The sequence below is a fragment of the Parabacteroides caecihominis genome (assembly GCF_023656785.1).
Taxonomy (GTDB): domain Bacteria; phylum Bacteroidota; class Bacteroidia; order Bacteroidales; family Tannerellaceae; genus Parabacteroides; species Parabacteroides segnis.
Window position 1 is genome coordinate 215,860 of sequence record NZ_JAMOKS010000002.1, and the last position, 25,681, is coordinate 241,540.

Here is a 25,681-nt window from a genome sequence, read left to right on the forward strand (position 1 = left end):
TATATGCTAAAGAAACTGACTACAGCCATCGCGAATTATTATTATTTCCTTAAAGGAAAGATAATACCATCCCACATATCAAGTGGAAAGGACATCCCTATTATCATCAATAACTTCAACCGGTTGACAACACTCATCCAATTGACGGACAGTCTGACTTCAAGAGGATATACGCGTATTTATATATTGGATAACGCTTCAACCTACCCGCCTCTGCTGGAATATTACCAGACATGCCCCTTTACCGTATTCCGGCTAAAAGAGAACCTCGGATTCAAGGCTTTGTGGAAATCAGAGTTGAAGAAAAAATTTTGTAATGATTTTTATATCTATACGGATTCGGATGTCATCCCCATAGCTGATTGCCCGGACGATTTCATCGATTATTTCCTGAAAGAACTGAAAGCGCATCCTTTTGCCCGCAAAATCGGTTTTTCATTACGGATCGATAATCTGCCGGATCAGTACGAGCATAAGCAAAAAGTAATTGACTGGGAAAAACAATACTATGCCCGTCCGGCCCAAAACGGTTTATTCCGGGCTCCCATCGATACGACTTTCGCCCTTTACCGACCGCATGTCGGACTGAGCAGAAGCCGGTCGGTTGAGGCATACCGCACGGCATACCCCTATCAGGCTGAACATAAGCCATGGTATAACGATTCTAAAAATCTGTCGGAAGAAGAATCATATTATATCAGCCACTGCTCACAGATAACAGGCTGGACCTCCCAATCACAAAAAAAAGAGGATCAATCCTCCTGAGAGCTTTCAGGAAAAACTTTACGGAAATCAAACGGCAATATGCAAGAGGTATAAATCCGGATACGTTTTTTATGGAAACGATCTCGCACAGCCTTCGTGAAAAGAGGACAATGACTGAACAGATTCGCCATTACATACTGGAAATAAGGTTGGGTAAACCAATTTCCACCCTCTTTCCTCCAGGCCTTACATGCCAGATGGGAAGCGTACTTTTTATAAACACGATCACTGTATTGATTGGTCTGCCGTACAAAAGACTCCTCATCCAACCCGCGAATCCGTGCATATTCACGGGTGACACATGACAATGCCTCACGGGAAATGGCTAACCGTGAAAAGTTCCTGATCGCATCCTGTACTGTTATTTTCTTAAATTGCATCCGGTTGATATCCACCAGAGTGAAACGAAAAGTTTCCTGTTCCTTATAATACAGGATATTTCCCGGTGATAAATCTATATGAAAAATTCCAGCCTGATGCAGGCTGGCTATAAAAACACCTAATGCAGTCAACAAGGTTTTATCCTTCAGCTGTCCGTTCATGTATTCCCGGATATCGGAAGCTCCGCTATACGCAGAAACACTATAGCTATGGCTCAACAGGCCATGTTTATATTCTTCTATGTATCCAAGAGGTTCCGGCGTGTTGCTCCCTCGCTTCAATATCTCGAAAGCATATTCATACGAACGCCTGGCCTTTGATTTCCGGAATAACGTATAAATAACCCGATTGACAAAAAACGGGACCTTGAAACTCTTCACCACCAGTTCACATCCTTCGATATTAAACCGCTTCAACACGTTTCGTCCCTCATATATCGTGGTCCCTTCCGTTTCAAAACAGTCGGATAAATGACAAAAAAAATCTGCCAGGAAAGGATATGCCGGATTCGTTACTACTTTCATTTCTGCAAGGTGGAATTTATCTTATCCACAATCATCTCCGGCGTAATCTGTGTCATACAGGCCCAATCCCCCCGGAAACAAGGCTTCTGGCCGAAGACTGAACAGGGACGACAAGGAAGATCGAGTTGAACGGCATTTTTCGGGTCCTGATGATAACCGTAAAATCCGGCATAGGGATGCGTTGCTCCCCAGACCGAAATCACTTTTGTATCGACCAGAGAAGCGAAATGCATATTGGCTGAGTCCATGCAAAGCAATACGTCCAACCGGCTGATCAAGGCAAGTTCGTTATCCAGCGAATAACGGCCGACAACACTTTTTACACGCGGATACTGGAATGCCCATTGCTCCAAAACAGCTTCTTCATAACCACGACCTCCCAACAGAAAGATCGTATAATCTTCATTTTCCGACAAGCGGGCGACAACCTGTTCCATATCGTCCACCGGATAGATTTTTCCGCGATGCTTGGCAAACGGGGCAATTCCGATCCATTTACCGGTCTTTGTTCCGGCCACGGCTTCCATAGCCGACAGATCGGCCGGCTTCGATTCATAAAGGGATGTGAAAGTTTCCGTATAGTTCAGACCAGCAGCACGGAATACATCGGCATAGCGTTCTATCACCGGACGCAAGGGTTTCAGTTCCTTATGATTACGCTCGGTCAGCCGTTTCCGTTCCTTCCTTGCTTTATCAACAACATAAACCTTTTTCCCTTTTATCCGGAACATACCTCGGATAATCATGGTACGGATCACATTATGCAAATCCAATACGACATCATACTCATACTTGACCAACGCAGAAGCAAACCGGAGCAATCCGCCCAATGTCTTTTCTGCCGCCTTCGTATTGATACCGATCACGTCCACATTTGCCGGACGGTTCATAAAAACAGGTATCAGGAAAGCCTGCGTAAGTACAGTAAACGTATGTTGGGGGTTTGCTTTGGCGGCAGAGTAGATCACTGGAACCGTCATAGCAACATCGCCAATAGCAGAAAGTCTTATAACAAGTATTTTTGCCATGTAATGAATTAATACATTTTCATGATTCGTAACTTCTATCAATACTGTTCACAAAGATATAAATTATTTCCGGAATAAGTTATCTGAATTCATTACATGCCGTTGTCATATTGTCACGGCAATCATTGTTACGACAGGATATTATCGTATTTATCAAAATGTCAAATTATCCCTATCACCAATAAGCTGTATGTAGTCCTGACCAGACACAGCACCTTTTATCTCACCCAGGAGAAGATAGCAAATATCCTTATTCAGACTTTCACTGCACAAATACAACTTTTTGATCTATCAATAGTCAATATTCATAAATGATGATATAAAAGACTAAATGAATATATGAATTAGATATTTAAACCCAATACAACTTTTCGCTTCATCTGGAATCTAAATCTGCTGTACAGCATAGTTTTTAAAGGGGAAAAGGCTCATCAAAAAAGTTTCACCGACTGAATTTAACAAATATTTCGTCTTAAATAAACCCTCATCTCATTTAAAATGAAAAAAAATTCGTTTTAAACGAGATGACAATTTATTTAAAACGGTGATTGGAAATTCATATAAACAGGCGCGATGTTAAATATTGTATACTAGACTCTCCTATTTCAATTATCCTGACAAACATCACAGTCACAGCAACTGCCTAAAATAAGACAATAAGATATATTATTCCTAAAAACAACATCAATTTGCCATCAAGACCATTCAGTATAATTCGCTTTAGCGACAGAGAAAATCATCGAAACCAGGCAAAATACCCCATGCAGAGAGTCGCATAATAAGTATTTTGCCATTTCATTCCGTTTTATTTTTTCCCGTACAACACAGGGTTTAATGCCGGGTCATTGTACATTTTCATTTGTTTATACACTTTCATATACTTACGTCCGGCTTTAATATCAGAAAGTAGCTGGTCCAAAGCCGTTGACAAGTCGACCTTCTGTTCCAGCAACACGTTCAGCTTTTCTTCACATTTCGCTTTATGCTCGGGAGTGGCATCGGGACGATTGGCCTCCTCAGTCATGTGATAGATTTTGAGTGTCAGAATAGATAACCGGTCGACCGCCCATGCCGGACTTTCCGTATTGATCGTCGCATCCGGCAAGACTTTCACATCTTTGTATTTATCCAGAAAGAAACTGTCGATCAATTCCACCAAGTCGGTACGGTCCTGATTAGACTTGTCTATACGGCGTTTGATAGCCACTGCCTCCACCGGATCGATTGCCGGATTACGGATGATATCTTCCAGATGCCACTGTACCGCATCAATCCAGTTTTTCAAATAAAGATAAAACTCTATACTTTTTACCTCATACGGATTATGCATGGTTGCATCCACATCATCAGAAACATGATACGCTTTCGTAGCCTGTTCAAATATCCGGTAACACTGTTCGCTGAAATTCATAAATAATCGTTTTGCTTTCTGTAAATACTGTTGACAAAGATAATAAGTTTTTTCAACCTTTCAGCGTTTTTGTCCCTATCAACATAAAGAGTACCTTCCCCCCAAAATAAAAAGATGGTACAATAATGGAAAATGATTCACTTTGAGCATGATTTGTCCAAATCTTTGAAAAAAATTTCTTTAAATGAGTAAAAAGCGATTTCTCATGTGTTTATAGTAAAGAAATTAAAAATACTATATTTAGAGACAGTTTTGGAGAAAGTTGTTTCTTTCTGAAACACATTTATATATTGGGATTTGTATGGATAATATGAAAAAAAGCACTGATGAAATTATTTGGAATCGTTTTCTGGAAGGGGATGAAAAAGCATATGCATTGATATATACAATGTATGCATCTCAGGTATACTCTTATGGTATGCGCTTTACTGATGATACGGAATTAGTTAAGGACTGCATGCATGATGTTTTCGTTAAGATATACCAAAACCGGGAGACTCTTGCCTTCGTCGATAATATAAAACTATATCTCTTTATTGCCATGAAAAGCAGCCTTTTCAATGTATTTCGAAAAGATAAGGATTTATTTAATAACGACACGATAGAACCCGTTTTTTCTCCCAGCTACACGATAGAACAGGAAATGATCCTCATTGAAGAACAAAAATATTGCCGGGAAAAGATAGAACAGATGTTGGATTCATTAACACCCAGACAGAAGGAGGTGATCTATTATCGTTACATTGAGAATTTATCTTATCAGGAAATTGAAGAAATCATGAAAATGAACTATCAATCGATTCATAACCTCATTCAACGTTCTATAAAAAAGTTGCGGACTAATTTCGCTCATTCTTTTACCTATTTATGTTGACTGTTGTTGTTATCCTTGCTTTGATAAAAAAGGATTCAAGTAAATGGACAAAAAAAGTTTGATGTATTAATAAGAAAAAAGCAAAAGCAATAGATAATATATGAAGAAGGATTATACCAATTTAAAAATGGAGGATTTACTTCACGATGCCTTTTTTACAGAGACTATTCAGCATCCTACTGAAGAGACAGACCTGTTCTGGAAAATGCAGGTGGAAGACGGAGTGATCGATAAAAGAGAATATCATTTAGCTGTGTTATACTTAAAATCTATTCAGGTAGAGCATGCACGCATTTCAAAGAAAGATTTAAACTCTTTGTGGAAAAGCATTGAGCAAACAAATAAGAAAGTACTAAAGATAAAAATTAAGAGGTTGTACAGGGTTCTCTATGCAGCCTGCCTCGTTTTGCTTATTGGGACCACCGGAATGTTTTATTATATGGCACAAATTACTTCGGACAGCCATATAATGGAAATTGCCGAATTAATAAAACCCAAAACTCCAACCGAAGAAGTCCAATTGCTTATTACGGATAAAAAGCCTATCCTTATTACCGAAACAGAATCTGATATTCGGTATGAACAGACCGGAAAGTTGACCGTAAATGAAAAAATAATCAAAGAGGAAGCAACTGTTTCACAAACCGATGCACCCTTCTCAGAAAAGCCTCTCTATAGTCAATTAATTGTTCCGAAAGGGAAAAGGTCGACACTGACCTTTTCTGACGGCACATCTCTCTGGGTAAATGCCGGAAGCAGAGTCATTTATCCCGAAAAATTTGATGCAAAGAAACGAGAGATTTATGTAGATGGAGAAGTATTCCTACAGGTTAGTCCAAATAAGGATTGCCCCTTCATTGTTAAAACAAAGAAAATGGACATTCAGGTATTGGGAACATCTTTCAATGTCATGGCTTATGAAGAAGATAAACAACAATCGGTTGTCCTGGTAGAAGGGGAAGTCAAAATTAAAAGTGACAATAAAGAACAAACATATCTGACTCCCAACGATCAGTTCCTTTATAAAGAAGGCAAAACAGAAATAAAGAAAGTAGATGCAACAGACTATACATCATGGAAAGACGGCTATTACAAAAGTAGAAGCGAGACTCTTCCATGCATACTGGACCGGCTGAGTCGGTACTATGGAAAAGAAATATATTACGAACCGAATATTGAAAACGTACTATGTACCGGAAAATTAGATTTAAAAGATGACCTGGATCTTGTTTTAAGCTGGCTGACCAGCACAGCCCCGGTAAATTATGAATTGAAAAACGGATGTTATTTTGTTTATGCGCGATAAAATAAAGGATGTATCATTTTAAAAATACGATGCCTATGAAGTAAACCTATTTTTTTAAAGAAAGCCGGACAATATTGGCCTATTGCCCGGCATGATTTCAAATTTATTATGTTCAGTAAGTTAAACTTAAAATCAATACAAAAGTATGATAAAAACAATTAGGAATTATTCTCCGCGGGGGAAAAATGCTAAAATTCTACGAATTATGAAATTGACCACCGTATTCATTGCCATAGGAATATATGTCTGTAGTGCAGTAAACAGTTACTCGCAAACAACATTATTCTCTATAGACTTAAAAAATAAGACCGTTCAGGAAGTCTTAGAAGAAATCGAGAAGAATAGTGAATATATATTCTTTTACTATAATGGAGCTTTAGATACTAAAAAGAAAATTAGCATAAAAGTAAAAGATGAGAATATAGAAACTATTCTTCAAACCCTGCTAAAAAACACACAGAACAAATATCTTATCAACGATCGGCAAATAATTATAACCAAAGAGGAGGAAACTAAAGAATCTCCTGTTTCTCTTTTGTCCTCTTCCCCTACACAACAACAGAGGAAAACGATCCGCGGAAAAGTAATGGACTCTTTAGGTGAAACTCTGCCGGGGGCAGCGATCACTGTAGAAGGCAGTACACGGGGGGTTACCACAGATATTGACGGTACATTCTCCATAGATGCTGAAAGTCGCGAAAAACTCATTATTTCCTATTTAGGGATGGAAAGCCAGACTATAGAAGTCGGAAACAAAACAGAAATCATAATAACGCTTCAGGAAAAAACGGATATGTTGGAAGAAGTAACGGTTGTTGCTTTTGCTAAACAGAAAAAAGAAAGCGTATTAGCTTCCATTGTTACCGTAAAACCCAGTGAATTGAAGGTACCCAGTAGCAATCTGACCACGGCGCTTGCCGGTAGAATGGCTGGTATTATTTCTTATCAACGCAGCGGTGAGCCAGGAGAAGATAATGCTTCTTTCTTCGTAAGAGGTGTGACTACATTTAACGAGCATTCCAGAGGACCACTAATTCTTATTGATGGCGTAGAGTTCTCTTCCGACGATTTAGCCAGGTTAAATACAGATGATATCTCCAGTTTCTCCATCATGAAAGATGCAAATGCAACAGCACTGTATGGAGCACGAGGAGCAAACGGAGTTATTTTGATCACTACAAAAGAAGGACAGGAAGGAAAAGCAAAGTTCTCATTCCGGTACGAGTCTTCTTTTTCACAACCTGTCAGTGAAGTCGAATTAGCAGATCCGATTACCTATATGAAAATGCACAATGAAGCTGTCAGAACACGCGATCCATTAGGCATACTTCCTTATTCCAATGATAAAATCAATAACACGGGGAAAGGTTTAAATCCTTATATCTATCCGGCTACTGACTGGAAAAAAATGATGTTCAGGAATCTTGCGACTAATCATCGTTTAAACCTGAATATCAGTGGCGGTGGAAAAATTGCCCGATACTATGTGGCCGCTTCGGTTAATCAGGATAATGGTATTTTAAAAGTAGATAAAAGAAACAACTTTAACAACAATATTAATTTAAAGAAGTATCTGCTTCGTTCAAATGTAAACATTAATGTTACACCTACAACAGAAATGGTTGTACGTTTACATGGTACGTTCGACGATTATTCCGGCCCTGTAGACGGAGGAACAGGATTATATAATAAGGTGATGCGTTCAAATCCGGTTCTTTTCCCTGCCTACTTTGAACCGGACGCTTCCAACTCTCACGTACATCACATTTTGTTCGGTAACTTCGATGGAGCTAATTACATTAATCCCTATGCCGATATGGTTAAAGGGTATAAAGATTATAGCAAGACGCTGGTATTAGCACAGGTAGAGTTGCATCAGGATTTGGATTTTCTGGTTAAAGGGCTTTCTTTGCGTGGAATGTTTAATACTTCCCGTTATTCCTTTTTTGATGTATCACGTAGTTATAACCCTTTCTATTATAAAGCCGGTTCATACGATAAAAGAGCCGACACATACAAATTACAGCCTTTGAATCCTTTGGGAGGCACGGAGTATCTGGGGTATAGTGAAGGAACAAAACAAGTGACCAGTACCACCTATTTTGAAGCAGCGGCTCAATACAATAGAACTTTTGCAGATGAGCATAACATTAGTGGGTTAATGGTATTAACGACAAGGGAAGAATTGAGGGGAAATGCCGGAGATTTGCAAGCTTCTTTACCTTACAGGAATACCGGATTGGCTGGCCGTGCTACTTATTCGTATGACAGCCGCTACTTTATAGAGGTCAATTTTGGTTATAATGGTTCGGAACGTTTTGAAAAGAAAGAACGTTGGGGATTCTTCCCTTCTATAGGTGTAGGTTATTTAATATCTAACGAAAAATTCTGGGAACCATATAAGCACGTTATCTCTAAATTAAAACTCAAAGGGACCTATGGCCTGGTAGGTAATGATGCTATCGGAAGTGATAACGATCGTTTCTTTTATCTTTCCAATGTGAATTTAAATAACGGCGATAGAGGGTACACTTTTGGAACAGACTTTAATTATAGCTTAAACGGGGTGTCCATATCCCGTTATGAAGATCCTTATATTACTTGGGAAACAGCCTATAAACAAAATTATGGCATCGAACTGGGGTTATTTGACAAATTGGAAATACAAGCTGATTATTTTAGGGAAACACGTAAAAACATTTTACAACCCCGAAGCGACATCCCTACAACCATGGGATTGCAGGCCACACCCCAATCCAATATAGGGGAAGCAACCGGATCCGGACTTGATATATCTGTCGATTATTCCCAGGTATTTAATAAAGACCTGTGGTTATCCGTACGTGGTAATTTTACATATGCCCAAGCTAAATATAAGGTTTACGAAGAACCTAATTATACCGAAACCCCTTGGCGTTCCAGGGTTGGGCAAAAATTGGGTCAGACATGGGGATTAATTGCAGAACGATTATTCTGGGATGAAGAAGATGTCAAGAACTCTCCAACACAGATGTTTGGTGAATACATGGCAGGAGACATAAAATATAAGGATATAAATAAAGACGGGGTGATTGATGCTGAAGATATGGTCCCTATCGGCTATCCGACATCACCCGAAATTATTTACGGTTTAGGTTTTTCTTTGGGATACAAAAACATTGATCTTTCCGCGTTCTTTCAAGGTTCTGCCCGATCAACATTCTGGATTGAACCGAATAATGTAGCTCCATTCATCGATACGGACGGAGATGCCAATATTGTTTCTCAGAATGCATTAATGCAGATTATTGCAGATAGTTATTGGTCGGAAGATAATCGGAATAGTCATGCATTCTGGCCTCGTTTAGCCGATCGGAGTATTGAAAATAATACGCAACGAAGCACCTGGTTTATGCGTGACGGCTCATTTCTACGTTTAAAAACACTCGAGATAGGATATACGCTACCCAAAGAGTTAACTCAGAAAATCAATATAGGCATGGTTCGTCTGTATATGAGCGGCACCAATTTACTTACGTTCAGTAAATTTAAACTTTGGGATCCGGAAATGGCAGGGAACGGTTTAGGCTATCCTGTACAACGTGTGTTTAATGTGGGTATCAATATTAACCTCTAATTTATTTTGAATATTATGAAACATATAAATAAACTGATTTTATGTATTAGTCTGATCGGACTATGTGCCTGCAATGACTTTTTAGATGTAGTACCAGACAATATTCCAACAATCGATCATGCATTCAATAATCGGGCAAGTGCAGAAAAGTATCTTTACACCTGTTACTCTTATCTGCCTGATCCATGCAGTCCTAATTATACGCCTCAGTTGATGTCGGGTAATGAATGCTGGATCAACCCTTTGGATAATAATCGTTATTGGTATGACCTGCATACATTTGATATTGCCCGTGGCTATCAAAATACAAACGAACCTATTTTAAATTTCTGGGACGGAAGGAATGCAGGAACTAATTTGTTCATAGCATTGCGTGATTGTAATATTTTCCTTGAGAATATAGATAAACCGGCAGATCTGGAGTTATATGATAAAGCAAGATGGATAGCAGAAGTAAAGGCGTTAAAAGCATACTATCATTTTTATCTCTTACGAATGTACGGCCCGATTCCTATTGTAAAAGAAAATATTCCAGTATCTTCCGATATCGACGAAGTAAAGGTTTACAGAGATCCGGTAGAAGATGTATTTGCTTATATAGTAGCTCTTTTAGATGAAGCGGCCGCTGATTTACCCGAGTACATCCAAAACAGGACCCAAGAGATAGGACGCCTGACAAAACCTATCGCTTTAGCATTAAAAGCAAAAGCATTAACACTTGCGGCCAGTCCCTTGTTTAATGGTAATCCCTATTATGCTAATATGAAAGACAACAGGGGGATCTCTCTTTTTCCACAAACATATGATCCTGAAAAGTGGACATTGGCTGCGGCTGCAACCTTGGAAGCAATTGAAGCTGCTCATGCAGGGAAACATGAATTATATTATTACAAAGGTTTTAATCCAGTTTCTGAAGATACCCGAAGGAAACTACATATCAGAAATGCGGTGACTGAAAGGTGGAACGATGAAATTGTCTGGGGTTCAACGAAAGATCAAACACATCTACAAAAAGTAACATGTACCCGAACCCGGTCAAATCAAGCCAGTAATGATGAAGCACGTTCTATGATGTCTCCCACATTAGATGTTGTCGAAACATTTTATACCAAAAACGGTGTTCCCATCAATGAAGATAAAACGTGGGATTATGAAAATCGTTATCAGGTGCGTGAAGCTGAAGAGGACCATAAATATTTTATCAAGACAGGTCATATTACAGCAAATCTGAATTTTGACAGAGAAATTCGTTATTATGCATCCCTTTCTTTTGACGGAGGTATTATCTATGGAAATGGCATTCTGAATGACGAAGATGCCAACATAGGTTACGGTCAGATGAAAAAAGGGCAAATAGGTGGTGTGTTGGGAGTTTCCCGTTATACAGTAACAGGGTATCTACCGAAGAAATTAGTGAGTTACGAAACGGTGATAGAAGGAAATACTTTTAGTGCCAAACGTTATTCATTCCCGGTTATTCGTTTAGCAGATCTTTACCTGATGATGGCGGAAGCATTAAATGAGAGTAAAGCGGCTCCTGATACTGAAGTATATAAATGGATTGATCTAGTAAGAGAACGGGCCTCTTTGGAAGGGGTGGTAGAAAGTTGGAATAAGTATTCTATTAATCCAGAAAAAGTAACTACTCAAGCGGGAATGCGTGATATCATCCATCAGGAACGCATGAATGAGTTAGCATTTGAAGGTGAACGTTACTGGGATCTTTTACGTTGGAAAAAAGCGGAAGATTATATGAACAAGCCGATTAAGGGATGGAATGTGATGGGCGAAACCACGGAAGAGTATTACGAAATAAAAGTAGTAGCTCAACCCGAATTTCTGACTAAAAACTATTTCTTTCCTTTACGAAAAGCCTCTTTGGATGTTAATTCAAATCTGATTCAAAATCCAGGTTGGTAAAGACACCATAACTTATATAACAGTAAATAAATACACAATTAAAGTATGAAAAAGATTATATATATAATAGCTCCATTTCTTCTACTTGTTTGTTTGACAAACTGTAAAGAAGAACCAGTAGGTCTGCCATCTACGGATAGCAATCCTCCGGGGACAATCAAAAATCCTGTAGTGGAAAATCTTCCGGGAGCGGCTATCATCAGCTATGATTTACCTGATGATAATGATTTATTAGGTGTAAAAGCCGTCTACATGATAAATGGAAAAGAGAAGTTCACAAATGCCACGATGTACGGCAATAGTCTAAAGGTGGAAGGATTCGGCTCGACCGAAGAACAAACCGTACTTCTTTATTCTGTGGATCGTAGTTTTAATGAATCGGAACCGGTGCCTGTTAAAGTTCAGCCCAAAACCCCTCCGGTACATTCTGTTTTTGAAACAATTTCCATACAAATTGATTTTGGAGGAATACAAATTCAATGGGAAAATGAAAACAAAGCAGATGTGAGTATTCATATTTTAGCCGCAGATTCGATCGGCGAGCTGTCAGAGGCTGATGTTGTCTATAGTAATTTCAAGGAAGGAGCATTTTCTACACGCGGATTTGATGACACAGAACGTATGTTTGCCGTTTTTGTCCGCGACCGCTGGGATAATTACTCTGATACGCTTCAGGGAATGTTTACTCCTATGTTTGAAATGGAACTGGATAAATCAAAATGGAAACGGCAAATATTTCTGGGAGATAATACTACCGCCCTGGGAGGGTGGGCTTTCGAAAATATTTTTGATGGCATTATGGGTGACCAGGGTTGGCATACTACCGGAGGGAATGGGGAATACCCAATCCGCTTTACTTTGGATTTAGGGATAGTTGCTAAACTTAGTCGCTATAAGATATGGGAACGTCGGGATTATGAATATTTCCACCATAACCCACGGAAGTGGAAAGTATATGGAACCGATAATCCACGTATGGATATACCACAGGATCAGGATTACTGGAAAGAGGGGTATAAAGAAGATTGGGCATTCTTAGGAATAGCAGAATCGATCAAACCGTCGGGTGACGGGCCTATCACAAATGAAGATAGAGAATATTCCCGGGCAGGTTTAGAATTTATTGTTCCGTTAGATGCTCCGCCAGTTCGTTATTTGCGTTTCGAAGTGGATCAGACCTGGGCTGGCTCCGGCGAACTCCATTTCTCAGAAATAAGTTTTTGGGGACAACTTGCAGAATAAGTTAAACTTTTAATAAATGAGAAATATGAATAAACATAGTATATTTTATTTTTTGATCTCCTTTGTACTGTTTTCCTGCGATGGGATGAACGATAATATAAGAGAGTACTTGGATGAAGGAGAGATCAATTATATAGGAAGAGCGGATTCTGCTCTGGCAGCAGGAGGTATCGGGCGGCTTCAGTTAAGCTGGAAAATCAATTCTGATCCCCGGATAGAGGCATGCAAAATATTTTGGAACAACATGACCGACTCAGTCACAGTACCGATTGACAAAGATCAAATTACAGACGGACGTTTTTCTACGATCCTGAATAACATGAAAGAGGGTGTGTATATCTTCAATCTACAGCACATAGGAACCGGTGGTTATCCTTCCATTATGCGGGAAGTAGTTGGGAATGTCTATGGAGAATTATACGAATCCTCGCTTTCTCCCCGTCGCATAAAAGAGGTTATCTCTTTGGAAAATCAGGCAGAAATAGAATGGAGGCCGGCAGAAGAACAAATACAATGGGTGAATTTTTATTATACAAATAATAAAGGAGAAAAAATAACCCGGGAAATACTCAATTCGGAAACAAAAACAATTATAACCGATTATCAACCAGGGGGCGAGTACTCGTATGATACGTATTACTTGCCGGATGAGAATGCGATTGATTCATATACAATAGAATCAGGAAGCAAGAAGTTTCCTCCTTTCTATTATGAGTTCGATCGGAAAGACTGGAAAGTGATCTATTGTTCAAGTGAAGTACCAGGTACATTCCCTGTTTCAAATATTTTAGATGGTACTACATCTACATTCTGGCATAGCGACTGGGATCCGGCAGATCCGCTTCCACATATTATTACAATTGATATGCAAACGGAGAAGAATATCGGAAAAGTGAATGTTATCCGGGATCCTACACGTAAATATACTCGATTGGTTCTTCTGGATGTAAGTCTTGACAATAATAATTGGATTCCTATAGGAAACATAAGATATCCGGACCAGAACGAAGCAGGAGCGATTCTTGAATTGACCGAATCGGTAAAGGGCAGATATGTCAGACTTACGATTACCGAAAGCTTTAAAACACCTGAATGCGAGGTATCGGAAGTCTATGTATATGGAAATGAATAATCCATGTTGATTTATTAATAAATTCCAGTTGGCTAAATATATGTTTATGTATTTAGCCAACGTAAAATATAGTTACATTCTGATAGCCGCTGGACGGGAAATCTAAATTATGGAATCTTTTTTCATTAATACAAATGAACAAAGATTAGCATCACAGGATTAAGGTAACCATACCAAGTTTTATCGTGTTCCGGATCATTCTCGATTTTTTAATCGTACCTTTGTAGCACATAAACTGGCAACGATGAAAATAGTAGCAGATAACACGGTTCCCTACCTGAAAGGTATTGCTGAACCAGTAGCAGAAGTAAAATACCTCAACTCAAACGAGTTTACTCCTTCAACCATCCACGACGCAGATGCTCTCATTGTACGAAGCATCGACAAATGTACACGCGAATTGCTCCAAGGTAGTCGTGTCACACTGATCACCACAGCGACCATCGGCTTCGATCATATCGACATAAAATATTGTGATGAAGCAGGTATCACCTGGAAAAATGCTCCTGGCTGCAATGCTGTCTCGGTTGCACAATACGTATTGGCTTCACTTATCACGATAGCCCTTCGCAGAGGAGAAACGCTTCAAGGAAAAACGATCGGGATAGTCGGTGTAGGGCATGTCGGGAAAGAACTGGAAAAACTGTGTACGGCTTACGGTTTACATATCTTGCGTAATGACCCGCCACGAGCAGAAGAAGAGGGAGCAGCAGGATTCGTTTCGCTGGATACGATCGCAGAAGAAGCTGATATCATCACCTTCCATACACCGTTGACAAAAGAAGGACCTTTTGCAACCCGTCACCTTGCCAACGAAGTTTTTTTCAACAAAACACGGAAAAAGCCTTGGTTTGTAAATGCTTCAAGAGGAGCTGTACACGATACGACGGCATTGATAAAAGCACTGAAATCAGGAAAAATCAGCGAAGCAGTGATAGATTGCTGGGAAAACGAACCGGCGATCGACCGGGAACTGTTAAGTCTTACAGCCGTTGCCACCCCCCATATTGCCGGATTCTCCGCTGATGGCAAAGCCAACGGGACTCGTACCTGCCTGGAAAATATCGAACGTTTCTTCGGTGTGAAAATAGAGAAATTAAGAGAAGTTATGCCGCCAGAGCCTGCCGACCCTGTTATCGATCTGACCGGAGTGACGGAACATCGTATCGAACACGCAATACTTAAAAGTTTTAGTCCGCTTGCTGTAGACAGAGCACTGAGGGAAACGCCGGAAAAGTTCGAATGGTTCCGGGCAAATTATCATCACCCCCGGGAGTTTGCCGCTTATACGGTAAAGAATGCGACAACAGAAGAGCGGGCACTTTTTGATAAGTTAGGTTTCAAATAATACCATTCTACTATTCACTGCAATGGCTAAAGACAAGTTATTATCACCCGGTTTTTGCTACATATTAATGGCTAATTTTCTGCTGTTTTTTGCATTTTACCTGATACTGCCAATCCTGCCCTTCTATTTACAGGAACGGTTTATGACGGATAAGTCGATGATCGGGTTTATCTTGTCCTGTTATACGATAGCCTGTCTTTGTATCCGTCCGTTTTCCGGATATCTGCTGGATACCTTTGCCCGTCGCCCGTTATATCTGTTGGCATATGCCATATTCATGGTTATCTTCGCCGGATATATGATTGCCAGCGTGTTGAGTATTTTCATTGTGCTGCGTATTCTTCACGGATTCGCATTCGGGATGGTCACGGTATCGGGTAATACGATCGTGATTGACATTCTTCCTTCTTCACGCCGTGGTGAAGGGATCGGATATTATGGGATGGCGAATAATCTGGCGATGAGTTTCGGCCCGATGATCGGATTGTTCATGCATAATAGTTTCAGTTATGAAGTGATTTTCAGTTGCTCGCTGGTTTCCTGCTTCTTGGGATTTATCATGGCCTATCTGGTTAAAACGCCTTACAAGCAACCGATAAAGAAAGAACCGATTTCGTTCGACCGCTTTTTCCTGGTAAAAGGTCTTTGGGCAGGAATATCACTACTGATGCTTTCCATTCCCTACGGGATGACAACCACCTATGTGGCAATGTATGCCGAGGAAATCGGTATATCTGTCAATTCGGGACTTTATTTCACCTTTATGGCGATCGGACTCGCAACTTCCAGGCTGTTTTCCGGCCGGCAGGTAGATAAAGGGCGTATCACACTGGTTATTACATTGGGGATGTATCTGGCATGCGCCAGTTTCTTTGCGCTCGCTTCCCTCGATGCATTGATGAAATGGAATCCGGCATTCACATCCTATTTATATATAGGTATCGCTTTGTCACAAGGTGTTGCTTTCGGAACCATGTTTCCGGCATTCAACACCCTGTTTGTCAATCTGGCACCCAACAGCCAACGCGGAACGGCAACTTCCACTTACCTCACTAGCTGGGATGTCGGTATCGGAATCGGATTAATGATCGGCGGAAGCATCGCACAGAAATTCGGCGGATTCAACCACGCATATCTGTTTGGGGCCTGCCTGACGGTTTTATCCACTTTCTTTTTTATCTTCAAGGCTGGACCGCATTTCAACAGGAACAAACTGCGGTAAAAAACGGGTTATCGTGCCAAAGATTCTATATAATTACAGATGTTTTCGATTCCTTTTTCACTTTCAATTTGCTCACTGAGCATTGCCGCATTCTTTTTATATTCGGGATTGCTGATCAAATCACCCATTTTTTGCTCCAGTTCACTTTCCGATACCTTTGCGATCTTCACTCTTTCCGGACCGACTCCGAGTACCTGGACCCGATACCCCCAATAAGGCTGATCCAGAAGTAAAGGAGTGATCAGCTGAGGTTTCCCGGCACGTGCCACACTATGCGTCGTTCCGCTTCCTCCATGATGAATCACAGCGTCACAATGAGGGAAAATCAGATGATGCGGAATCGGCTTTTGCATCAGGAACAGTTGTTCATTCCCCTGCAACGTCTCTCCGGTCTTTGCCCAACCTGAACCAACCACCAGCCGGTATTGCTTCCGTTTGCAGATACGGGCCAGCATACCGCAAAAGCGCTCCCGGTCGTTCGATGTACAACTACCTAACGTAAAAAAGAGAACCGGTGTCTGTTCCTTTTTGATAAATGCCATCAATTCCTGATAAGCCTCTTCATCATATTCAAAGGTATCATTGAAACAATACCCGCCTATATTCCAGCGAAAACGTTTGTCCCAGACGGGATCGGTATGTCCCAGGTAACGGCTGTATAATAAGAAGTTATCGCTGTTCTTTCCGGCATCCTCCCCAAAGTTACTGATTGGAGCCAACCCGTATTTCCGACGGTTCTTATTTATCGTATCCTTCACCATATAGTTGGATACCCGGTTCATCATCAGCCAAAGCAATTTAGGTGTAATGATCGGATTGGGTTTCGGATAAGGAAAAGCAGGAGGAGGCATTTTCTCGCCCGGAAGAAAAGGCGCAAAAGAAGTGCGGACGAACGGCTTTTTACAATACGCGGCAATCCCCGTAGCGGCAAATTCAGTATTAGCAGCTACAAGAACATCGTTCTGTTCCAAAAGCGGAATTACCTGCACAAACTGTTTGTCTATCGCATCGCGCGTCCACTCGACAATCCTTTTGAAACTCTGTTTATTCTCGGCTGCGTCGGCCATCATCCCGCCAATATTATCAAAATCCTGCAAAACGACTTTTACTGGATATTTCTTTGCCATTTCCTCAAAAACATGGGGAATATTTACCGTCACCTCATGACCCCGTTTAACCAACTCGCGGGCTACAGCCAGATAAGGCAGTACATCGCCTTGCGATCCTCTTGTTACAAGCAGTATTTTCATTCTTCAATATTTTACACGTAGTTTTTTCATCACAAATCAGACTTCTTTGCCTTCTTTGCCATCCGGGAGACATTGTTCTTTTACCTCACAAGCCTCACTTACCTTTTTATCTGCTATCTTCCTTTTAAAAAGCATCCGGACCAAAAAGGCTAAAAATCCTAACAATATACTCATTAACATAATGAGAACAAAGAAAGGAGATATAAACATATCCGTCAATGTCTATTTTTCACATTCGATATTCTATTATTAATAATGTCATTTTACCATACACTAATATACAGATAGTTATTATACCATCAAAAGGTCAATTCTTAATAATGGAATATTGATTCTGAAATATAGCTATTGTTTGGTACAAAGTTATATCAGTACTTTGTATCATCAAAATTAAACAATAAAAAGAAAAGTAAATGAACAAGTATTTATTGCGCAACTTTCTTTATGTTATCTGCATGGTCCCTTTCCTGTTTGCCTGCGATGACAATGATGATGATGGCGGTTCCGAATTAAACGGAATCTATTCCAATAAGTTGAGCACACCGGAAGGTGGCAATACACTGAACCTGACTTACAGTGGACGTGAGTTCATCGGTAAGGATGTATCTTTCAAACTAACCGATAACAATGCGGCAACCATTACACTGCATTACGTCCTCCCCGGGGAAGCCACAACATTGCTGGAGAACGTAGCAGTTACTTCCGGAAGCAACAGTTACTCTTTTTCAGGAAACGGAACCGGAAACAACGGCACTACTTTTGCTTATAAAGGAAATGTTGAAAAAGGCAAGATGACACTCGATCTGACCGATGTAAAAATAGCATCGAACCAACTGACTTCAAATGGAACATGGTATCCGGTGCAAGGTGGGGAATCTACTGAAACAGACCCTGTTTTGGGAGAATATACTTTGATGCGCCATGCCTTTCATATGGTAACTGATAATGCTCTTCTGGGACAGGTAGTTCCCATACTGGAGCCTATTGCAGGAAACCTGATCTGCTGGTTTATCAATGAAGTCTCTTTCAATCCGGATGGCAATATCACAGCCCGCTACGCCACCATGCCGGAAGGCAAAGCTATCGGAGACTTGATAAATACTCCCCCGAACAGAAAAGAGAGCGAATGGCTCACTTCGCCGATCAATCTGGCTTCTTATTATGTAAAAGACGACTCGGAACTTTATATAGTCCCCAACATCGATATGATTCTTTACCAGATTCAACAGAATAAGACTAAGGCAGACGGCGGCCTCGATGCTTCCGTTATCGCGGCCATTTACCAGCAGCTTAATAAATGGAGTACTACCGGTATCCGGATGAATATCCGCAAAAATTCGGAAGCCCCTTACAGCAGCATGGGCGGACAAATCGCTTATAAGGGAGATATATTCCTGTATCTGGATAAAGATGAAATTGCAGCTTTCCTTCCGCTGTTACCCTTAATAAAAGATCTTCTTCCGGAAGAAATACTTGGCGGACCGATGGGACCGATGATAACATCTTTGCTTGAAATGCTTTCCGGCATCCTGCAACAAACAGAAACACTGGAACTAGGCATGATGTTGAGCAAACAAAAGGAGATACAATAATAAATAAAGAGTACAGACATGAAAAAATATACAATACTATTTTTACTAGCCTTCCTGACGGCTCCCGCTTTCGGACAGATCATGAAAGGGTTCGTATATGACAAAGAGACCAATGAACCATTGGCCGGAGTCAACATTACTTATAAAAGGATCACGGGAGAAACAAACGGTACAATTTCCGAGGCAGACGGTTCTTATCAGATCAACCTTCCGGAAGGGGGTGTCGACCTGCTGTTCAGTTACATCGGTTATGAGAACGAACAGGTGCCGGTAGTAATCAACCGGAATGAAACGAAGACAAGAAATATATTCATGCAGGTAAAAGCCAACCTGTTGGGAGATGTGGTAGTCAGTGCCGGACGTTTTGAACAAAAACTAAGTAATGTCACCGTCTCCATGGATTTGCTGAAGGCCGAAGACATTACCAAGCAAGCACCAACCGACCTGAGTGCCACACTAAATACAATGCCGGGAGTCGATATCAACGACAAACAGCCTTCTATCCGTGGCGGTAACGGCTGGACCTACGGCGTCGGTTCACGAAGTCTTGTGCTGATCGACGGAATGAGTGCGCTTACTTCGGGTACAGGAATCATTAACTGGAATATCGTTCCGCTAGAAAATATCGAACAAGTGGAAGTTATGAAAGGGGCCTCTTCCGTGCTGTACGGTTCGTCTGCCCTGAATGGTGTAATCAACATCCGGACCAAACGGCCAAGCCTGACACCGGTAACGACCTTGCGTGCTTATTTAGGTATTTACGGCGATCCCGACAACGAGGAATACCGGTGGAGCGACAAATCTTTCTGGAAAGAAGGTAAATATGAGGTAGAGCCATTCTTGCGTAAAAACGTATTCTCGGGTATCCGCAACCCGATTTATGAAGGGATAGACTTCTCACATGCCCGCCGCATCGGAAACTTCGACGTATCGGCCGGACTGAATATGTTTACCGACGAAGGATATAAAAAACAAGGTTACAACAAACGGTTTCGTGCCGGCGGTAACCTGACTTACCATCAACCGATGAAAGACGGTAATTTGCTGAACTATGGTTTCAACGTAAACTTCATGAGCGACAAATATGCCGATTTCTTCCTCTGGCGTTCGCCGAAAGATGTTTATGAACCGTCTCCCATTGCCAATATGGGACGCGAAGCAAATACCTTCTACATCGACCCGTTCTTTAATTTCACAAACCCGAATAATAATACCTCCCACAAGGTAAAGGCCCGCTTCTATTACCGCGGTGACAATATAGCAGACGGCTCGAACAGCGGGAAGTCGATCACGGACATTTTGGGAAATATGGGTACTGATGTCAATGTCATTACCGGTATTGTGCAAAACGTACAAAACGGCGATTACAGCATGCTCTATCCAATCATCCAGCCGGCTTTGCAAGGCGACCTGAACGGACTGGTAAACGGAACAACCAATCTGTTGGGAAGCATTTTCCCGACAGCGACTACAGCCGATTACTGCGACTTGCTTTCATGGGTGATGAAACGCGGTATTCCTAGCAACACCTCCGACCTAATCCCTTGGTTGTCCAATGCGATCAACCCGAAAGCTGACCCGGTAACCATCGACAAGAATTATACGTATTATCTGGATTACCAGTTCAACAAAAAATGGGACAACGGTACACAGATCACAGCTGGAGCCACTTATGAGCACATGCGAAGTACCTCTGTAACGACAGGCAATCACGATAGCGACAATGCAGCCCTGTTCTTCCAGTATGACCAACGCTTTTTCGACCGTCTGAGCGTGTCTGCCGGTATGCGTGCCGAATATTATCGTGTGGACGATTTCCTTCGTGAAGCCGACACAAAGATATTCGGAGCTAAAGTACCTGTCAAACCGATCTTCCGTGCAGGCTTAAACTACCAACTGGCTGATTACAGCTTCATCCGGGCCAGCTTCGGACAAGGCTATCGTTATCCTTCTCTGACCGAGAAATATGCCCGCAAGGATATCGGTGGAGTCGGTGTATTCCCGAACAATGAAGTAAAGGCAGAAAAAGGGGTAAATGCAGAACTGGGTTTCAAACAAGGATATAAATTCGGTAATCTGATGGGATTCTTCGATGTGGCCGGTTTCTATACGCAATATACGGACATGATCGAATTCCGTTTCGGCTTCTTCGACCCCAACTCTTATGCCTATGCCAACAGCACACAGGAAATCCTGGGTATCATTGCCAAAGGTCAGATGCCGGGTATCGGTGCACAATTCTACAATGTATCCAAAGCACGCATCTATGGGGCAGAGATAAGTACAAACGGTTTCTACAACTTCAATCCCGACACCAAGTTATCTTATAACCTGGGATATGTTTTCATCGAACCCGAGGATATCGATTACAAGGAAAAGAATGAAATCGAAGCACAATACAATGACCCTCTCCGTGCCAAGGAAAAATCCAACGATTCCAAATATCTGAAATATCGTCAGAAACACACGGTGAAAGGTGTGCTTGATCTCCAGTGGAAACGCCTGAATCTGGGTATGAATATGACTTGGAAGAGTAAGATGCTGGCAGTCGATTATCTGATGGTAGACGAGCGCGAAAAAGAACAGCCGGATGCCATGGAGTATATCCGTCAGCTGCTGTATGGAAATATCGGCGGAGAAACGCTTAATACATACTGGAAAGAAAAGAATACGGACTATTGTGTAGTCGACCTACGTGCCGGCGTAAAGATAACGAAAGACGTGTCATTCCAGTTTATGATCAACAATCTCTTTAATAAAGAATATTGCACACGCCCGATGCTGGTATCGGCACCACGCACTTATGTGATGCAATTGAACATGACATTCTGATTAAACCACTAATAGATGAAAAGCCCTGCCGGTAATTTCTTGATCCGGCAGGGCTTAATTTTTTATACCTTTTTCTTACTATTTCAATAAGTCATCAATCACATGCGGATAATGAGCATATTCCAATGCATGCACTTTAGTAGCCACTTCTTCAGGGGTATCGGCAGGCAATACCTCACATTTAGCCTGGAAAATGATATCACCTTCATCGTAATTCTCATTTATATAATGTATGGTTATGCCTGACTCTTTCTCGCCGGCAGCAACGACAGCCTCATGCACATGCATCCCATACATACCCTTTCCGCCATGTTTCGGTAACAGAGCCGGATGGATATTGATGATTTTACCCGGATAAGCAGTCAGCAATGCATCTGAAATCTTATTCATAAAACCAGCCAGAACAATCAAATCGATCTGATATTCCGCCAGTTTCGCCAAGATAGGGGTTCCTTCCACAAATTCGTCGCGGGAAAACACAAAAGACGGAATTCCCAGATTATTGACGCGTGCATGAACGCCCACATTCTTATTATTGGACAAAACAACCGCGACTTTAACGGTTTCACTTTTAGAGAAGTACCGGGCGATATTTTCCGCGTTTGTACCCGAACCGGAGGCAAAAATTGCTACGTTTTTCATATTTTCCTATGTTTTAGTGCACACGAAAAGAAAAAATGTGCAGTTTTCCGCATTTTTAGTGCATTAAATTTGTTTTGTAACATAAAAAATTCTTTTCTTTGCACTGCAAATTTAAAAAGTATATTCGTATTTATTAATCTAAATTGAAAAAGTTATGTCTGAAGTTGCATCTAGAGTAAAGGCTATCATCGTTGACAAATTAAGTGTTGAAGAAACAGAAGTTACAAACGAAGCGAGCTTTACTAATGATTTAGGAGCAGACTCTCTTGACACTGTAGAGTTGATTATGGAATTCGAAAAAGAATTCGGTATTTCAATTCCTGATGATCAGGCAGAAAAGATTACAACAGTAGGCGATGCAGTCGCTTATATCGAAGCTAACGCGAAGTAATCAATCCTTTTAATTAAAGGTATGGAATTAAAAAGAGTTGTAGTAACAGGTCTTGGAGCCATTACTCCTCTTGGTAATACCCTCGCAGAAACCTGGGAGGGCCTTATCAACGGGAAGAGTGGAGCGGGACCTATTACTCATTTTGATGCATCAAAATTTAAAACGCACTTTGCCTGCGAAGTTAAAGGTTTTGATCCGTTAGAGGTGATGGACCGTAAGGAAGCTCGCAAATGCGACCGCTATAGTTTATTGGCTATCAGCGCAGCCAAACAGGCTGTTGCAGATGCAGCTATGGACTTGGAGAATGAGAATAAAGATCGTATCGGTGTTATTTTCGCTGCCGGAATCGGTGGTATCAGGACTTTTGAAGAAGAAGTTGCCAGTTATGAAAAAACAAAAGACACGATCGGTCCGAAATTCAACCCGTTCTTCATTCCTAAAATGATTGCAGATATTGCAGCAGGACATATTTCAATGATGTACGGTTTCCGTGGTCCGAACTTTGCGACTGTTTCAGCATGTGCATCTTCAACCAATGCTATTGCCGATGCTTTCAACTACATTCGCTTAGGAAAAGCAAATGCAATTGTTACAGGTGGTGCAGAAGCTGCTATTGCGGCTCCCGGTCTTGGCGGTTTTAATGCGATGAACGCTCTTTCAACCCGAAACGAATCACCGGAAACAGCTTCGCGCCCATTCAGCGCAAGTCGCGACGGATTTGTAATGGGTGAAGGTGCAGCCTGTCTGATTCTTGAAGAGATGGAACATGCATTGGCCAGAGGCGCTAAGATCTATGGTGAAATTGTCGGTGCAGGTATGTCGGCAGACGCTTACCACCTGACAGCTTCTCATCCGGAAGGTCTGGGTGCAAAACTGGTGATGAAGAATGCTCTTGAAGACGCAGAGATGAAACCGGAAGAGATAGACTATATCAATGTTCACGGTACTTCTACTCCGGTAGGAGACATCTCGGAAGCGAAAGCTATTCTGGATGTATTCGGCGAACATGCCTATAAGCTGAACATCAGCTCAACGAAGTCTATGACTGGACACTTACTGGGTGCAGCCGGAGCATTGGAAGCAATTGCTTGTATTATGGCTGTTAATGAAGATATTGTTCCTCCGACTATCAATCATGAAGAAGGAGACAATGATCCTGAAATCGATTACAATCTGAACTTCACGTTCAATAAAGCACAAAAAAGAACGGTTAACGCAGCACTGTCCAATACCTTCGGGTTCGGTGGTCACAATGCCAGCATGATTGTAAAAAAATTTGTGAAGTAAAGTGTTTACACAATTATACAAAAAGATAAGGCTCCTCAAACATAAGAATAAGGAGCCTTATTCTTCTTTATATAAAATACTGGGATTTTACCCCGATAACATCCACGTTTACGAACAGGCCTTCCTGCACAAATCTTCCTCTGTGGAAGCCAGCGATGGAAAATGGCTGAACAACGAACGACTGGAGTTCTTGGGTGATGCCGTATTGGATGCCGTCGTGGCAGACATTGTATACAAACATTTTCAAAATAAACGGGAAGGTTTCCTGACCAACACCCGTTCCAAAATCGTTCAACGCGAAACACTCAATCGCGTAGCCGTTGAACTGGGACTCGACAAGATGGTTGTCTACTCAGCCAAACTGAGTTCTCACAATAATCATATGTATGGCAATGCACTGGAAGCACTGATCGGAGCAATCTATCTGGATCAGGGATACCGCATGTGTTATCATTTTGTAGAAGATGTAATCATCAATAAATACATCGACCTGGATAATATCGCCCGTAAAGAAGTAAACTTCAAATCCAGTCTGATAGAATGGAGCCAGAAAAATAAACTGGAAATTACATTCGAATTGATAGAATCGTTCACCGACAATGACGGCAATCCGGTCTTCCAAACGGGCGTCACACTGGCCGACACACAAATAGGCGTCGGTATCGGTTATTCCAAAAAGGAGTCACAGCAGAACGCTGCTAAGATGGCAATCAAGAAATTGCGTACGGATAAAGTATTCCAGCAATTCATTTCCGAACTGAAAAAGAAACAGACCGGCGAAACAACTGCCGAGCATGAGTTTGAAGATCTTCCGGAGGAAGATTCGACAACGGAGCAGGAACAGGCTCCGGTCAAGCAAACAATAAGTAATAGTACGCAGTGTATCGATGCCACAATCAATGAAGAAGTTCGGTAATT

General features: G+C 41.3%; 19 protein-coding genes. 14 read left to right on the forward strand and 5 right to left on the reverse strand.

Going from position 1 to position 25,681, the window contains the following annotated elements; genetic code table 11:
* Positions 1-3 precede the first annotated feature (3 nt).
* Positions 4-765, forward strand: coding sequence for a glycosyltransferase family protein (locus NBH14_RS01980; RefSeq protein ID WP_186958062.1), 762 nt, complete (start codon positions 4-6; stop codon positions 763-765).
* Here the strand turns inward: NBH14_RS01980 and NBH14_RS01985 are convergent.
* The 3 genes from NBH14_RS01985 to NBH14_RS01995 all read right to left on the reverse strand — a co-directional run bounded on the left by NBH14_RS01985 (position 753) and on the right by NBH14_RS01995 (position 4,109).
* Entirely contained in the window at positions 753-1,670 is a 918-nt protein-coding gene (locus tag NBH14_RS01985; RefSeq protein ID WP_186958061.1) for a lipopolysaccharide kinase InaA family protein, read from the reverse strand. The genes NBH14_RS01980 and NBH14_RS01985 overlap by 13 nt on opposite strands.
* On the reverse strand, positions 1,667-2,698 hold the full coding sequence (locus NBH14_RS01990; protein WP_046145738.1) for a glycosyltransferase family 9 protein: 1,032 nt from the start codon (positions 2,696-2,698) through the stop codon (positions 1,667-1,669). Before NBH14_RS01990 ends, NBH14_RS01985 begins: the two co-directional genes overlap by 4 nt.
* Positions 2,699-3,503: 805 nt before the next feature.
* Entirely contained in the window at positions 3,504-4,109 is a 606-nt protein-coding gene (locus NBH14_RS01995; RefSeq protein WP_186958060.1) for a DUF4254 domain-containing protein, read from the reverse strand.
* Positions 4,110-4,410: 301 nt separating this feature from the next.
* On the opposite strand from NBH14_RS01995, the gene NBH14_RS02000 reads away from it, so the two are divergent.
* The 8 genes from NBH14_RS02000 to NBH14_RS02035 all read left to right on the forward strand — a co-directional run bounded on the left by NBH14_RS02000 (position 4,411) and on the right by NBH14_RS02035 (position 16,769).
* Positions 4,411-4,983, forward strand: coding sequence for an RNA polymerase sigma factor (locus NBH14_RS02000; RefSeq protein WP_250817095.1), 573 nt, complete (start codon positions 4,411-4,413; stop codon positions 4,981-4,983).
* 100 nt (positions 4,984-5,083) lie between these two features.
* Positions 5,084-6,289 (forward strand): FecR family protein, encoded by a 1,206-nt coding sequence (locus tag NBH14_RS02005; RefSeq protein ID WP_186958058.1) that lies wholly within the window; start codon positions 5,084-5,086, stop codon positions 6,287-6,289.
* 205 nt (positions 6,290-6,494) lie between these two features.
* Complete coding sequence (locus NBH14_RS02010; RefSeq protein ID WP_186958057.1) at positions 6,495-9,905, forward strand: TonB-dependent receptor; 3,411 nt, start codon at positions 6,495-6,497, stop codon at positions 9,903-9,905.
* 15 nt (positions 9,906-9,920) lie between these two features.
* Complete coding sequence (locus NBH14_RS02015) at positions 9,921-11,825, forward strand: RagB/SusD family nutrient uptake outer membrane protein (RefSeq protein WP_186958056.1); 1,905 nt, start codon at positions 9,921-9,923, stop codon at positions 11,823-11,825.
* 45 nt (positions 11,826-11,870) lie between these two features.
* Positions 11,871-13,067, forward strand: a complete 1,197-nt coding sequence (locus NBH14_RS02020; protein WP_186958055.1) for a DUF5000 domain-containing lipoprotein — start codon at positions 11,871-11,873, stop codon at positions 13,065-13,067.
* Positions 13,068-13,092: 25 nt separating this feature from the next.
* A complete protein-coding gene (locus NBH14_RS02025) occupies positions 13,093-14,199 on the forward strand; it encodes a DUF4998 domain-containing protein (protein WP_186958054.1) in 1,107 nt (368 codons plus the stop codon).
* 244 nt (positions 14,200-14,443) lie between these two features.
* Positions 14,444-15,547: a 4-phosphoerythronate dehydrogenase PdxB gene (pdxB, locus tag NBH14_RS02030; RefSeq protein WP_186958053.1), complete on the forward strand. Its 1,104-nt coding sequence runs from the start codon at positions 14,444-14,446 to the stop codon at positions 15,545-15,547.
* A gap of 22 nt (positions 15,548-15,569) precedes the next feature.
* Positions 15,570-16,769, forward strand: a complete 1,200-nt coding sequence (locus tag NBH14_RS02035; RefSeq protein ID WP_186958052.1) for an MFS transporter — start codon at positions 15,570-15,572, stop codon at positions 16,767-16,769.
* An 8-nt stretch (positions 16,770-16,777) separates the two neighbouring features.
* On the opposite strand, the gene NBH14_RS02040 is transcribed toward NBH14_RS02035, so the two are convergent.
* On the reverse strand, positions 16,778-18,019 hold the full coding sequence (locus tag NBH14_RS02040) for a glycosyltransferase (RefSeq protein WP_186958051.1): 1,242 nt from the start codon (positions 18,017-18,019) through the stop codon (positions 16,778-16,780).
* A gap of 413 nt (positions 18,020-18,432) precedes the next feature.
* On the opposite strand from NBH14_RS02040, the gene NBH14_RS02045 reads away from it, so the two are divergent.
* Together NBH14_RS02045 and NBH14_RS02050 are read left to right on the forward strand one after the other, a co-directional pair.
* Positions 18,433-19,611: a DUF4925 domain-containing protein gene (locus NBH14_RS02045; RefSeq protein WP_186958050.1), complete on the forward strand. Its 1,179-nt coding sequence runs from the start codon at positions 18,433-18,435 to the stop codon at positions 19,609-19,611.
* Positions 19,612-19,629: 18 nt separating this feature from the next.
* Positions 19,630-22,443: a TonB-dependent receptor gene (locus NBH14_RS02050; protein ID WP_186958049.1), complete on the forward strand. Its 2,814-nt coding sequence runs from the start codon at positions 19,630-19,632 to the stop codon at positions 22,441-22,443.
* A gap of 78 nt (positions 22,444-22,521) precedes the next feature.
* On the opposite strand, the gene purN is transcribed toward NBH14_RS02050, so the two are convergent.
* The gene (purN, locus tag NBH14_RS02055) at positions 22,522-23,085 is read right to left on the reverse strand and encodes a phosphoribosylglycinamide formyltransferase (protein ID WP_009860669.1); all 564 of its coding nucleotides are present in this window, start codon (positions 23,083-23,085) and stop codon (positions 22,522-22,524) included.
* Positions 23,086-23,239: 154 nt separating this feature from the next.
* Between purN and NBH14_RS02060 the strand changes: the two genes are divergently transcribed.
* From NBH14_RS02060 to rnc, 3 genes are read left to right on the forward strand one after another with little or no spacing between them, the layout of a single operon-like run.
* Complete coding sequence (locus NBH14_RS02060) at positions 23,240-23,476, forward strand: acyl carrier protein (RefSeq protein ID WP_009860668.1); 237 nt, start codon at positions 23,240-23,242, stop codon at positions 23,474-23,476.
* A gap of 21 nt (positions 23,477-23,497) precedes the next feature.
* Positions 23,498-24,763, forward strand: coding sequence for a beta-ketoacyl-ACP synthase II (fabF, locus tag NBH14_RS02065; protein WP_128132739.1), 1,266 nt, complete (start codon positions 23,498-23,500; stop codon positions 24,761-24,763).
* Between the two features lies 1 nt (position 24,764).
* A complete protein-coding gene (gene rnc, locus NBH14_RS02070) occupies positions 24,765-25,679 on the forward strand; it encodes a ribonuclease III (protein ID WP_128132738.1) in 915 nt (304 codons plus the stop codon).
* Positions 25,680-25,681 lie beyond the last annotated feature (2 nt).

Bases quoted from the DNA above. Each gene is read 5' to 3' on its own strand.
- purN (WP_009860669.1), bottom strand. From the start codon at position 23,085: ATGAAAAACGTAGCAATTTTTGCCTCCGGTTCGGGTACAAACGCGGAA.
- NBH14_RS02005 (WP_186958058.1), top strand. From the start codon at position 5,084: ATGAAGAAGGATTATACCAATTTAAAAATGGAGGATTTACTTCACGAT.
- NBH14_RS02020 (WP_186958055.1), top strand. From the start codon at position 11,871: ATGAAAAAGATTATATATATAATAGCTCCATTTCTTCTACTTGTTTGT.
- NBH14_RS02035 (WP_186958052.1), top strand. From the start codon at position 15,570: ATGGCTAAAGACAAGTTATTATCACCCGGTTTTTGCTACATATTAATG.
- fabF (WP_128132739.1), top strand. From the start codon at position 23,498: ATGGAATTAAAAAGAGTTGTAGTAACAGGTCTTGGAGCCATTACTCCT.
- NBH14_RS02000 (WP_250817095.1), top strand. From the start codon at position 4,411: ATGGATAATATGAAAAAAAGCACTGATGAAATTATTTGGAATCGTTTT.
- NBH14_RS01995 (WP_186958060.1), bottom strand. From the start codon at position 4,109: ATGAATTTCAGCGAACAGTGTTACCGGATATTTGAACAGGCTACGAAA.
- NBH14_RS01985 (WP_186958061.1), bottom strand. From the start codon at position 1,670: ATGAAAGTAGTAACGAATCCGGCATATCCTTTCCTGGCAGATTTTTTT.
- NBH14_RS02040 (WP_186958051.1), bottom strand. From the start codon at position 18,019: ATGAAAATACTGCTTGTAACAAGAGGATCGCAAGGCGATGTACTGCCT.
- NBH14_RS02050 (WP_186958049.1), top strand. From the start codon at position 19,630: ATGAAAAAATATACAATACTATTTTTACTAGCCTTCCTGACGGCTCCC.
- NBH14_RS02025 (WP_186958054.1), top strand. From the start codon at position 13,093: ATGAATAAACATAGTATATTTTATTTTTTGATCTCCTTTGTACTGTTT.
- NBH14_RS01990 (WP_046145738.1), bottom strand. From the start codon at position 2,698: ATGGCAAAAATACTTGTTATAAGACTTTCTGCTATTGGCGATGTTGCT.
- NBH14_RS02015 (WP_186958056.1), top strand. From the start codon at position 9,921: ATGAAACATATAAATAAACTGATTTTATGTATTAGTCTGATCGGACTA.
- NBH14_RS02045 (WP_186958050.1), top strand. From the start codon at position 18,433: ATGAACAAGTATTTATTGCGCAACTTTCTTTATGTTATCTGCATGGTC.
- NBH14_RS02060 (WP_009860668.1), top strand. From the start codon at position 23,240: ATGTCTGAAGTTGCATCTAGAGTAAAGGCTATCATCGTTGACAAATTA.
- NBH14_RS02010 (WP_186958057.1), top strand. From the start codon at position 6,495: ATGAAATTGACCACCGTATTCATTGCCATAGGAATATATGTCTGTAGT.
- pdxB (WP_186958053.1), top strand. From the start codon at position 14,444: ATGAAAATAGTAGCAGATAACACGGTTCCCTACCTGAAAGGTATTGCT.
- NBH14_RS01980 (WP_186958062.1), top strand. From the start codon at position 4: ATGCTAAAGAAACTGACTACAGCCATCGCGAATTATTATTATTTCCTT.